The following is a 12,175-nucleotide window of genomic DNA, read 5'->3' as shown; positions in this document are numbered from 1 at the left end:
TTAGCCTTCTGCCCGGCGCAGACGCGGATCGATGAACATGCAGAGCATGTCGACGAGAAAATTGACACTGACGAAGAAGACGACCAGCAGAAACAGGCTTGCCTGCATTCCGATGAAATCGCGAAACCGGATTGCGTCGATGAAGAAAGAACCGACCCCACGCAGGGCAAACACCGTCTCGACCACGATCGCGCCAATCGTCATCAGTGTGAACTGGGCGCCGAAAGTCGTCAGATATGGCACTGCGATATTCGGCAACGCCTCGTTTCGCAGTACCTGACCACGGGTCAGACCCTTGGCGAATCCTGTTGTCGCAAATGGCCGCGACATGGTCTCTTGTAAATTAACCCGGACAACGCGGGACAGGACAGAAGCGGGAAACAGAGCAATGGTCAGCGAAGGCAGCACCCAGGAAGACGCCCCCGATGTTCCGAAGCTGGGCAGCCATCTCAGGCTCACCGAAAACACCAGAACCAGCAGCGCAGCGACAAAGAAATTAGGCGTCGATGCACCCAGCAGAGCGCCGCCATGCAGGATTTTGTCGAGGACACCACCATTGCTGGCTGCGCCGCCCAGGCCGGCTCCGACAGAAACCACCAGCGCAATCAGGCCACCGTAACCCAGAAGCAGGCCGGTGACCGGAATGCGCTCTGCAAATTCTTCGGAAATCAGTTTTCCGGTCCGCAGGGAAATGCCGAAATCTCCGGTAATGGCGTTGCTGAACCAAGCCAGATATCGAACCGGCAGCGGATCGTTGAGCCCCAGTTCGTCCTCGATTCGGGCGATCATCGCAGCGTCTGCGCCGGCGCCCGCAGCCCGCTCGGCGATCAGAGCTGCGACATTGCCCGGCGCCGCTGAAATCAGGGCGAATAGCGCGGCCGAAGCCGCAAGAATTAGAAGAACGGCAAGCACAAAACGCCGCATCAGGATGCGTTGCATGAAGGACAACCCTTATTGGTGACGGTCTCCGACCGCGGGCAGTTGGAGACCGTCACGTTTGTCAGGCGGATATGCCTTTAAATGGCAGATCGTAATCAGTTGCAGGGAGGCTGAAGCCTTTCAGGCGGGGCGAGTGCGCCCAGATGCGCTGCTGTACCACCAGTGGGCAGACTGCGACATTGTCCCAGAGCCAGTCGTAAATCGCCTGGATTTTTGCCTCGCGCTCCGGGCCTGTGGCGTCAAGCCCTGCAGCAACAATCGGATCAAGTGCGTCAGAGACGTAAATCTTGCCATCGGGTCCGGTGTCGGTGGCAGTCATAAAAGATGCCCCAAGCGATCCATGGGGATCGTAGGGAGCGCCATAGGTGGTAAAAAACGCTAGGTCATATTGAAATGCCGGCCGCCGTTCGTGCATGGTGGCGTTGTCTACCGACGACACTTTTACTTTGATGCCAATCTCGCCAAGCATGCCCTGCACCATCTCTGCGATCCTGCGGGAGCCGGGCAAAGATTCCTCCGACACAAGCAGATCGAGACTCAAATCCGTTCCATCTTTTGCCCAGCCGCCATCGGATTCGCTCCAGCCGCCTTCTGCCAGAGCTGCTTTTGCAGCAGCAACATCGCGAGTCGGAATTTCGTGCCGCTTGCCGGACAGCGGGATGATACTGGGAAACACATCAGCAACCGGATCGGCGAATCCCTCGAACAGAACCTTGGCAATAGCGGCCCGGTCAATTCCCGTGAACACGGCCTTTCGGACTGCGATATCCTGTACCAAAGGGGAGACCGGCGAGAATCCGATATGCATTACTGCCGTTCCAGGCTCTGCCACGACCGGAATACCTTCACTTTCAAGGGCACGGGCACGGCGTGGTGACAGCGTGGCAACCCAGTCTCCGCCAATTACGTCCAAATCACCCGACCGCAGGCCGTTTGCGCGGGCCAGTTCATCCGGCACCACAATCAGTTCGATTTTTTTGAATTTGGGTTTATCACCCCAATAATTCTCGTTCCGCACCAGTACAGTCCGCGAACTATCATAGCTTTCCACTATCCATGGGCCGGTACCGATCGGTGCCGTCTGCGCACCGTCCGCATTGACTGCTTTGGGTGACAGGAACCGCACCGGGCGAACGATTGTCAGTTCCAGCAGACCCGCAGGCACCGGGCGTTTGAGATGAACGGTGATTTTGTTCGGAGCGTCGATACTGATGCTGTCATAAGCGTCTGCGATGCCGATCCAGTTGAAATCAGCAACTCCCATCCATCGTTTGAGGTTCCATTCTGCAGCGGCCGCGTCAAATGGTGTGCCGTCAGAGAATTTCACGCCTTCACGCAGATCGAAGCTGATCGACCGTTCATCTTGTGCAACCTGCCATGCGGTTGCGAGACCGGGTTCAAGCTTTCCGCCTTGCCCATAGTGGATCAACGCGTCGAAAACGACTGTATAAGCCGAGAGAGTCGAGACGTTCTGGAGAAGATCGAGATCGCCGGTTTCGGCGGCAATGGCGATTTTTAGAACTTCATGTCCGTTTGCCACGGAAATGCGCGGCAGTGCTGCAATCAGCGCAAATGCAGATGCCGCCTGAAACAGGTTTCTGCGGTTCATTGTAAGCATTTTTCCCTCCGTTAAATCGTTGTTTGATCATGAGCGTGACCAATTGACTCATAAAACTACTTTAATGTCTATACATATTTCTGTCATTTACCTTTGTTGAGAGGACGATCATGCCTGCCACAAGAGTAGCTGGCCGTCTCGCAAGTGAGTTGCTGTTTCAGCCATTGGTCGGCCAGTGCGGATGAAGATCGTCGATCACGACGGCGTGCCGGTGATCGGCGGCATCATATTCACGAAGGTGCGGGTGGCCGGCTGGCAAATCGGGATGTGTGTGTGATACGGACGCGGTATCGCCGCGCGGCCACAAAACCACCCCACCCATCATTCCGAAAATTGCAAGCAGAGCGAGGCTTACAAATGCCGAGGCAGCGCCCAACGTGGTTATCAGCCAGCCTGCAAGAGGATAGGTGACAAGCCAACAGGCGTGTGACAGGGCAAAATAAGCCGCATAGATAGCTGGCCGGTCTTCAGGGTGGGCGGAGCGCTTCAACAGCCGCCCGGAAGGCGTCAACACGGTCGAGTATCCGACACCGATGACGAACCATCCTGCCAGAAGGGGATACCATTGGAGGCCCGTGATCAGCGACATTCCGGCGAGTGCCAGTAATGTGACGACAAGCAAGGCGGCCCCGCCTATCATTACCGGTCGGTCCGGCCTGTTACGCAACAGCCGGGGCAGCAGGAGGGCGGCGAACATAGAACCGCCGCCAAATGCGCCAAGGGTAACGGCCACCTGTGTATCACCGAAATCCAGATCGGAGCGCACCAGCACGACGGTGTTGACCAGGACCATTGCCCCTGCAGCCGCCGCCGCAAAGTTCAGCGACAAAAGCCCGCGCAGACGCGGCGTGGCGAGGTATGTGCGCAGTCCTCGCGTGGTGCGGTCGTAGATGCCGCGCCGAGTGGTCGCAACCGGGCTCGGCAGCAAAACGGATAAAACCAAAACGGCAGAGCCGACAAATCCGATGACGGTTCCGAAAAACAAGGCCTGATAGCTGACGAAGGCCAACAGGAGCGCGGCCAGCATTGGGCTGATCAGATTTTCAAGATCATAAGCCAGCCGTGACAGCGACAAGGCACGGGTATAGCGATCTTCCTGTGGCAGGATATCAGGGATCGTCGCCTGGAATGTCGGCGTAAACGCAGCAGATGCGGATTGCAACACGAATATCAGCACATAAACCTGCCAGATATCGCTCACAAATGGCAGGCAAAATGCAACAACTGCGCGGATCAGATCAAGGCTGACCAGCATGGCTCTGCGCGGCCAGCGGTTGGCGAAGGCTCCGGCGATCGGGGCTATGCCCACATAGGCCACCATCTTGATGGTGAAGACCGTTCCCAGGACAAGCCCTGCCCGCTCGCCCGCAAGGTCGTAGGCGAGCAGTCCCAGGGCGACCGTGGCCAGCCCTGTGCCCAGAAGGGCAATGATCTGCGCCATGAAAAGATGGCGGTAAGTGCGATCCGCAAGAACTTCTAACACCAAAAACTCCGCTACAGCAGTTTCGCCATCAAACGCAATTCATCAAGGTCATTCTCACCGCCGTTGCCGAGGCAATGGTCGATATGGTCATGAATCAGCGCACGTTTCGCATTCACTATGGCGCGCTCAACGGCTTGCATCTGGGTCGCAATCTCGACGCAGGGTTTCCCGCTTTCAAGCATGCCAATAACGTGACGCAGATGTCCCTCAGCCCGTTTCAGCCGTGTGACAAGTGCAGGATGAGTTGTATGAATATTCGGATCCGGCATACCTGCTCTATATCCCCCCAGGGGGGATATTGCAAGAACGGTGAAGTCTACCGCGCCCATGACCCGTACGCAGATGAATCGATCCTTGCCGGGATATCCACCAAACCTGGCCTCATTGCCTTTGGCCGACTCTCCCCGGCATCATGATGCCCAATCGACTCGCATGATCCGAGGCACCATCTGCCAAGAAAAAGCCCCGGTCGATGACCGGGGCTTGCAGTAGTTTTTTCGGAAAGTCTGTTGCTATTCGGCCGCGTCGCTGGCCGCAACCTGTGTTCTGTTGCGCTTGCGCTTCAGACGGTCGGCGATCAGAAACGCCAGTTCCAGAGCCTGATCTCCATTGAGACGCGGATCGCAATGGGTGTGATAGCGATCCGACAGCTCGTCATCGGTAATTTCCCGGGCACCGCCGGTGCATTCGGTGACATTTCTGCCGGTCATTTCAATGTGGATGCCACCGGGATAGGTTCCCTCGGCTTCATGCACATCAAAAAAGCCATTCACTTCAGACAGGATCCGGTCAAACGGCCGGGTCTTGTAGCCGTTTGAGGCCTTGATCGTATTGCCATGCATCGGATCGCACGACCACACTACAGAGCGCCCTTCTCGCTGCACTGTACGAATGAGACGCGGCAGGTGCTCGAAGACTTTGTCATGACCAAAGCGGGCGATCAGCGTGACACGACCTGCCTCATCATCGGGATTGACGATATCGAGCAGCTTGATCAGCTCATTTTCATCCAGGGTCGGGCCGCATTTGATGCCAACCGGGTTTTTGATACCGCGGAAAAACTCAACATGAGCATGATCCGGCTGGCGCGTTCTGTCACCGATCCAGACCATGTGGCCGGAGGTGGCATAGTAGTCGCCGGAAGTGGAATCGAGGCGCGTCAGGGACTGTTCATAGCCCAGCAGCAGCGCTTCGTGGCTGGTGAAGAAATCCGTTGTCCGCATCCGCGCGGTGTTTTCCGGGTCGATGCCACAGGCGCGCATGAAATTCAGCGCATTGGATATCTGATCGGATAATTCCTCATAGCGCTCTGACTGAGGGCTGTCCTTGAGGAAATCAAGCGTCCAATTATGGACATGTTCCAGATTGGCATAACCGCCCTGCGCGAAGGCGCGCAGCAGGTTGAGTGTCGCCGCTGACTGGCGGTAGGCCATTTCAAGGCGCGCCGGATCGGGATATCGGCCCTGCGGAGTGAAATCAATGTCGTTGATGATATCACCGCGATAGCTCGGCAATTCTTCAGACCCGATGGTTTCCATATCGGACGAGCGGGGCTTGGCGAACTGGCCGGCAATGCGGCCGACCTTTACGACCGGAACGGCAGCGGCATATGTCAGAACCACCGACATTTGCAGGAATACACGGAAGAAATCGCGGATATTATCCGGATGATGTTCGGCAAATGACTCTGCGCAATCACCGCCCTGCAACAGAAAACCGTTGCCACGGGAAACGTCAGCCAGTTGCGACTTGAGCCGACGGGCCTCACCTGAAAAAACCAGCGGCGGATACGACGACAGACGTTTTTCAGCCGCTTCCAGGGCTGCCTGATCCTGATAATTCGGGACCTGTTTTACAGGGAAGCCGCGCCAGCTTTGTGGGCTCCAGGTGGTCATGTCATCAACTCCTTAACTGTAATCGGCAGGTGCCGTTCCTACGGACCCTGCGCCGACCCTTTTGCGGGTGGCGGTATATACACATGATTACCTCCAGATTCAAAGGTTTCCCGGTCAATTTTCGTCAAGCTGTCAGACAGGTCTGAAAAGTTGTATTTTTACAGGCCTTTGTGGCAGATTGTCTGGACATGCAGGAGGCGCAAGAGACCATGGGAAAACATCAGCAGGAACCGGATTTCACACTTGGCATTGAAGAAGAATATCTGCTGGTTGACCTGGAATCCCGGGACCTGGCTGTCGATCCACCTGCCGGGTTCATGGATGATTGCAAAAAAGCCCTTGGCGAGCATGTCACGCCGGAATTTCTGCGGTGCCAGGTCGAGGTCGGCACAGCGGTCTGTGCAACTCTGGACGAAGCCAGAACCCAACTGAAGCATTTCCGCCGCACAGTTGCCAACGCTGCGGGAAGCTATGGACTTGCGCCAATCGCCAGTTCCACCCACCCCTTTGCCAAATGGGACCGTCAGCAGAACACCGACAAGGAACGCTACAATACACTGGCAAACGACCTGCAGGTTGTAGCGCGCCGCATGGTTATCAGCGGCATGCATGTGCATATCGGGATTGAAAATGACGCCTTGCGCAATGATCTTTTCAACCAGCTGACTTATTTCCTGCCGCATTTGCTGGCTCTGTCGACCAGTTCACCCTTCTGGCAGGGGCGGAATTCCGGGCTGAAATCCTATCGCCTTTCGGTGTTTGACGAAATGCCAAGAACCGGCCTGCCCTATGGCTTCGACAGTGCCGATGAATATCGCCGCACTATCGAGACGCTGGTCAAGGCCGGCGTCATCGAGGATGCGACAAAGGTGTGGTGGGATTTACGCCCCTCACACCGCTATCCAACCCTGGAATTGCGCATTACCGATGTCTGCACCCGGCTGGAAGATGCGCTGTCGATTGCAGCGCTGTATCGATGCCTTGCACGCATGCTGTATCGCTTGCGGGTCGCCAATCAACGCTGGCGCAATTATTCGCACTTTCTGATCAACGAAAACCGCTGGCTGGCGCAACGTCACGGGGTTGAAGGCAAACTGATCGATTTCGGCGCCGGCACGGCAGTGCCCTACTCGGACCTTATCGAGGAATTGATCGAACTGGTTGAAGAAGATGCGCAGGCGCTGGATTGTGCTGCTGAAATTCAACACTGCCGGACCATTGTCGAGAATGGCACCAGCGCGGAGCGCCAGTTAGCAGTGTTTGAAAAAGCCAGGGATTGTGGCCTGGATGATGAAGCCGCCCTTCGAGGGGTGGTGGATCATCTGATCGCCGAAACCCTTGAAGAGTGCGGCCAGAACTGAGCGCTCAAAGGCCGGAGATCGAATAGCCGCCATTTTTGGTTTTTTCGGCATTGATGATCCGGGCGTCCGGCTGCCTTGAGAATTTATGCTGGAGCCATTTCACCCGAAGCACAATGGCCAGAGTAGCCAGGGTCAACATGCCAAGCGCCAGCACACCGGCTCCGACCAGCACCACCAGAGACACCAGAGCGGCAACAATCCGCAAGAGCAGTTGGGCAGTCTGTTTAATCATAATCATAGATCGGTCCAATGTGTGACATTCGCCGGTTTCGTTGTTGTATTATATCGGGTGCCGGTGGCCGGATCACAAGAGGCGGAGGCAGATGCGCCGCGCAGCAGGCATTTCATCCCGGCGGCTCAATCCGGCCAATCAACCGTCCCTTCTGTGGCGGCTGGTCGGCTCTCTCATGGTTACCAGCTCTTCTGCAGCGGTGGGATGCACCGCCATTGTGGCATCAAAATCCGCCTTGGTGGCATTCATCCTGATGGCAATTCCGACCAGTTGCGCCATTTCACCGGATGTCGGTCCGACTATGTGGCAACCGACAACCCGGTCCGTATCGGCATCCACGATCAGCTTCATCAGCATCCGGTCATCGCGGCCCGGCAGAATCGATTTCATCGGCCGGAAGCTCGATTTGTAAACATCGACAGATGCAAATGCCTCGCGGGCCTCGGCTTCGGTAAGACCAACAGTGCCGATCTCCGGCGTGGTGAATACTGCAGTCGCGATGTTGCTGTGATCGACAGTGATATCCTTGCCGCCAAACTCCGTGTCGGCGAAGGCATGACCTTCGCGAATGGCTACGGGTGTCAGATTGACCCTGTCGGTGACATCCCCGACGGCAAAAATATTGTCGATTGATGTGCGTGAATGGGCATCCACCTTGATGGCCCCTTTGGCATTCAGCTCAATGCCAAGCTTGGCAAGGCCCAACCCGTCCGTATTGGCCGAACGGCCAATTGCAAACATGATCTGCTCTGCCTTGAATTCCCGGCCATTGCGGGTATGGCCGACAAGTCCGTCTTCGGTTTTTTCAATATTGGTGAAAACATCACCGCAATCGACCACGATACCGCGGTCAATCATGGATTTTTGCACCAGTTCGCGGACATCTTCGTCAAAGCCGCGCAACACCCGCTCGCCTCGGTAAATCACACATGTTTCCACGCCCAGGCCATTGAAGATACACGCAAACTCCAGAGCAATATATCCGCCTCCGGCAATTATTATCGATTTTGGCAGCTTTTCCAGATGAAAGGCTTCATTGGAACTGATGGTGTGTTCGATCCCGTCAATTGTGGGATCGAAATTGGGAGAGCCCCCTGTGGCAATCAGGATTTTCTTCGCCGTCACATGGCGCTCTTCCTTGACCAGAAACACCGAATGACGGTCACGCAAAGTGGCGCGGCTGTGGAAGATTTCCACACCGGACTTTTCCAGATTGGTGATGTAGATGCCATTCAGGCGATCGATTTCGCGGTCTTTGTTGGCAATCAGTGTTGGCCAGTCAAAACTGATGGCCCCGACCGTCCAGCCATACCCGGCGGCGTCTTCGAAGTCTTCCGAATAATGGGCCGCATATGTAAGCAGTTTTTTGGGAACGCAGCCTCTGATGACACAGGTGCCGCCAACCCGGTATTCTTCGGCGATGGCAACCTTTGCGCCATGCTGGGCCGCAATCCGGGCGGCCCGAACACCGCCTGATCCCGCTCCGATCACAAAGAGATCGTAGTCAAATTCCTGCATCTAATGTTTCCCAACCTGCGACGTTTACTCAGACAATTGCTGTTTGATTTGCTAGAGCTTGTGCCCGCGCAATCCCATTTCGACCCGGACTTTGGCAGCAAGTTCCTGCGCCAGCTCCTCACCCCATTCATTGGTCAACTCCACGGAATCGCGCAGAATAGGCGCATAATTCAAAGCGAATTTTGCACCAACAGGAGATTTATAGAACTCCAGGATGTCTTCCAGTTCTCCCCTTGTGAAACGCATGGTCCACAATTTGGCGGCCTTATCCTGAAGTTCCACTCGTTTGGAAATCAAGCTAACGGCCACCGCATCGGTCACTTCCGCGATGATGGGTGCCAGTTGCGGAGCGCTCCGGGTGAAGGTCTGCCTGGTGCGCGCGGCCATTTCCGGCAAAATATTGTTGTACCCTGCGGTGACGCGCGAGACGTCGAGTATTTCATCGGCGATTTTCAGCGCTTCGGGATCATTCATCATCTTGATGATTTCCGGATCCGTCGGCTGCTGTGCGTCTGAAACTTCAGGCAGCACAGCACCCATCAGCACCAGTGCAAGCAAGGCACTGCGCATCTTGAAGAAATAAGTCATTCCTGGTTCCTCATTCAATTAATCCGCCGGGCCCGGCGTGATCGTAGCCACTCCGTCCGGACCTGCTACAAAGGCAATATCCGCAATATTTATAAACAGGCCATGTTCGACAAGTCCCGGGATCTGAGACAATTCCGCCGCCAGTCCTTCTGGGTCTGGAATGCGGCCAAAAGATGCATCCAGGACCACATTCCCGCTGTCAGTCAACACCGGATTGCCCGCATTTTTGCGCAGTGTCAGAGGTCCGGCGAGCGCGAATGTGTCGCGGCACAAATGTTCTATCGCACGGCGTGTTGCTGCCAGGCCGAACGGGATGACTTCCAGCGGCAGCGGAAACGCGCCAAGTGTCCCGACCAGTTTGCTGTGGTCGGCAATCACAGCCATTCTGTCTGAAGCGCAGGCAACGATTTTTTCGCGCAGATGCGCGGCACCGCCGCCCTTGATCAGGCGCAACGCACTGTCAATCTCATCGGCGCCATCGATGGTCAGGTCGAGATGCGGATATTCGTCCAGAGTGGCGACCGGAATGCCAAGCTGTTTTGCCAGAACGCCGGTGCGCTCCGAGGTTGGCACCGCGATAACGGACAGACCATCGGCGACCAGCGGTGCCAGTGCTCTGACCAGTTCTTCAGCTGTCGAACCGGTTCCAAGGCCGATTTTCATGCCATCTTCGAGCAGTGTCAAAGCGGCTTTGGCCGCTGCGATCTTGAAGTCCCGGCTCATAGCGCATCATCCTTCGCTGCAGTGCATCCGTCACCGGCCTTGTTAAGCCAATCCTGTCGCCATGCGGCCCGGCGCGGCGCTTGTTCAGAATGCTTTGACAACATCGTCCAGGGCTTTCAATTGGTCCAGCAGCGCCGGCATATCGGCGAGTGCAATCATATTGGGTCCGTCAGAGGGTGCAGTGTCCGGGTCCTGATGTGTTTCAATAAACAGCCCGGCCACACCCACCGCGATTGCAGCGCGAGCCAGAACCGGTGCAAATTCTCTCTGACCGCCGGAAGAGCCGCCAAGGCCACCCGGCTGCGCTACAGAATGGGTGGCATCAAAAATAACCGGTGCGCCTGTTTGCGCCATTTGCGGAAGCGCACGGAAATCGGTGACAAGGGTGTTATAGCCAAAACTTGTGCCGCGTTCGGTCAACAGCACATTGCGGTTGCCGCTGCCGGTGATCTTGCTGACCACATTGGCCATGTCCCAGGGCGCCAGAAACTGCCCCTTTTTGACATTGACCACCTTGCCGGTGGCGGCTGCGGCCAGAAGCAGATCAGTCTGACGGCATAGAAACGCCGGGATCTGAAGAATATCGACGGCTTCAGCGACAATTGCGCATTGGTCGCGCTCATGCACATCGGTAATGACGGCCAGTCCCAGATCCTCGCGCAGATCGGCGAATATTGCCATGGCCGCGTCCAGTCCAACACCACGCTGCGCGCCAAGACTGGTGCGGTTGGCTTTGTCGAACGAGCTTTTATAGATGAAATCAATTCCCAGCTTGCCGGTGATTTCCTTCAGCGCGCCGGCCATATCAAATGCATGGTCGCGGCTTTCCATCTGACAGGGGCCGGCAATCAACGTAAAAGGCGCGTTATTGGCAAAGGTGGCGCTGCCCACGGTGACAATTGAATTTGGTGCGGTTGTGTCGCTCATAAGGAGGCCTCTTCAAACACGAAGGGAACGCCCTGCCCCGGTGCTGCCGGCACAATCAGGCGGCCCAGATGAAGGAAACAGTCAATCCCGGCGGCGGTGTAGCGCGCTGCCAGAGCACTGATCGACTGACAGGTGAAAACAGCGCCTTCAAACCGTATCCCCCGCTCGGTTCTGGCCGATGGAATGGCGAAAAGCTGCTGCAGCGCTACCGGGGTAAAACAGAACAGATCGGCACCATCCATATGAAATGACAGCCCGTTTGATGATGACGCGAAATCGCGCATGCCGGTCGCGGCCTGCAGAATGTACTGAAAATCAGTCGGATTTTCCTCCGAGATCAGAACTGCCGAGAGCCCGGTGACGCCGTTTTCGTGCGCGGTTCGGTCCGCCGACCAGAGCGGTTCCATATTAATTCGCTCGCAGGCGAAAAAAGCCGCATCCGGTGCGCGGTCGTCGGCAGCAAAACCCAGCTTCACGCCGATCTCGATTTCACCATCCAGAGTTTTCGCCATGCGTGAAAACGGGAACAATTGCCCGAAACCAAAGCCCTGACTTGCAAATGAGGCCAGGTCTGCGGCAGCGTTTTCAGAGCGCATCGCCAGCATCGAGAAGCCTTCATCATCAACGCGGAACCGATAGGCCTGATCGCGGCGCAGAAATGGGTTGCCCTTTCGGGTTTCGATTTCCGTCAAAGTGCGGTCGGCGATGCCGAGCGGTTCCAGATAGGTGCCATCTGCAAGAAAGATGCAGGCATTTTCTGTACCAAAAGGGTGCTTTGCTTCGGCGGCAACGTGAAATCCCAAAGCTTCATAGCGTACCCGTGCCAGATCCAGATCGCGCACTGGCAACACAAGATGATCGATTGTGGCGGGCGCGTGATCCATGGACCGG

General features: G+C 56.3%; 12 protein-coding genes. 1 reads left to right on the top strand and 11 read right to left on the bottom strand.

The genetic code is table 11. The features are described 5' to 3' along the window. The 5 genes from RAL88_RS21490 to RAL88_RS21470 all read right to left on the bottom strand — a co-directional run bounded on the left by RAL88_RS21490 (position 1) and on the right by RAL88_RS21470 (position 5,935). Positions 1 to 939, bottom strand: coding sequence for an ABC transporter permease (locus tag RAL88_RS21490; RefSeq protein ID WP_306266281.1), 939 nt, complete (start codon positions 937 to 939; stop codon positions 1 to 3). A gap of 61 nt (positions 940 to 1,000) precedes the next feature. Beyond that, positions 1,001 to 2,557 carry an ABC transporter substrate-binding protein gene (locus RAL88_RS21485; protein ID WP_306266279.1) on the bottom strand — a complete coding sequence of 519 codons (1,557 nt, stop codon included), beginning with the start codon at positions 2,555 to 2,557 and terminating at the stop codon, positions 1,001 to 1,003. 157 nt (positions 2,558 to 2,714) lie between these two features. Beyond that, the gene (locus RAL88_RS21480) at positions 2,715 to 4,040 is read right to left on the bottom strand and encodes an MFS transporter (protein WP_306266277.1); all 1,326 of its coding nucleotides are present in this window, start codon (positions 4,038 to 4,040) and stop codon (positions 2,715 to 2,717) included. 11 nt (positions 4,041 to 4,051) lie between these two features. Beyond that, a complete protein-coding gene (locus RAL88_RS21475; RefSeq protein ID WP_306266276.1) occupies positions 4,052 to 4,309 on the bottom strand; it encodes a metal-sensing transcriptional repressor in 258 nt (85 codons plus the stop codon). Positions 4,310 to 4,552: 243 nt separating this feature from the next. Further along, positions 4,553 to 5,935 (bottom strand): class II 3-deoxy-7-phosphoheptulonate synthase, encoded by a 1,383-nt coding sequence (locus tag RAL88_RS21470; protein ID WP_306266275.1) that lies wholly within the window; start codon positions 5,933 to 5,935, stop codon positions 4,553 to 4,555. Between the two features lie 209 nt (positions 5,936 to 6,144). On the opposite strand from RAL88_RS21470, the gene RAL88_RS21465 reads away from it, so the two are divergent. Beyond that, positions 6,145 to 7,296 (top strand): carboxylate-amine ligase, encoded by a 1,152-nt coding sequence (locus RAL88_RS21465; RefSeq protein WP_306266273.1) that lies wholly within the window; start codon positions 6,145 to 6,147, stop codon positions 7,294 to 7,296. 4 nt (positions 7,297 to 7,300) lie between these two features. Here the strand turns inward: RAL88_RS21465 and RAL88_RS21460 are convergent, their stop codons facing one another. From RAL88_RS21460 to RAL88_RS21435, 6 genes are all read right to left on the bottom strand, one after another. Further along, positions 7,301 to 7,534 (bottom strand): hypothetical protein, encoded by a 234-nt coding sequence (locus tag RAL88_RS21460; protein ID WP_306266271.1) that lies wholly within the window; start codon positions 7,532 to 7,534, stop codon positions 7,301 to 7,303. 132 nt (positions 7,535 to 7,666) lie between these two features. Further along, entirely contained in the window at positions 7,667 to 9,046 is a 1,380-nt protein-coding gene (gene gor, locus RAL88_RS21455) for a glutathione-disulfide reductase (RefSeq protein ID WP_306266269.1), read from the bottom strand. Between the two features lie 51 nt (positions 9,047 to 9,097). After that, on the bottom strand, positions 9,098 to 9,634 hold the full coding sequence (locus RAL88_RS21450; protein ID WP_306266267.1) for a DUF2059 domain-containing protein: 537 nt from the start codon (positions 9,632 to 9,634) through the stop codon (positions 9,098 to 9,100). A gap of 18 nt (positions 9,635 to 9,652) precedes the next feature. Further along, positions 9,653 to 10,357: a ribose-5-phosphate isomerase RpiA gene (rpiA, locus tag RAL88_RS21445; RefSeq protein ID WP_306266265.1), complete on the bottom strand. Its 705-nt coding sequence runs from the start codon at positions 10,355 to 10,357 to the stop codon at positions 9,653 to 9,655. Between the two features lie 84 nt (positions 10,358 to 10,441). Next, the gene (gene kdsA, locus RAL88_RS21440; protein WP_306266263.1) at positions 10,442 to 11,284 is read right to left on the bottom strand and encodes a 3-deoxy-8-phosphooctulonate synthase; all 843 of its coding nucleotides are present in this window, start codon (positions 11,282 to 11,284) and stop codon (positions 10,442 to 10,444) included. After that, positions 11,281 to 12,168, bottom strand: a complete 888-nt coding sequence (locus tag RAL88_RS21435) for a VOC family protein (protein WP_306266261.1) — start codon at positions 12,166 to 12,168, stop codon at positions 11,281 to 11,283. The genes kdsA and RAL88_RS21435 overlap by 4 nt, the downstream gene beginning before the upstream one ends. Between the last annotated feature and the right edge of the window lie 7 nt (positions 12,169 to 12,175).

The sequence above is a fragment of the Pararhizobium sp. IMCC3301 genome (assembly GCF_030758315.1).
GTDB lineage: Bacteria > Pseudomonadota > Alphaproteobacteria > Rhizobiales.
This window is presented reverse-complemented; position numbering and strand designations above follow the sequence as displayed.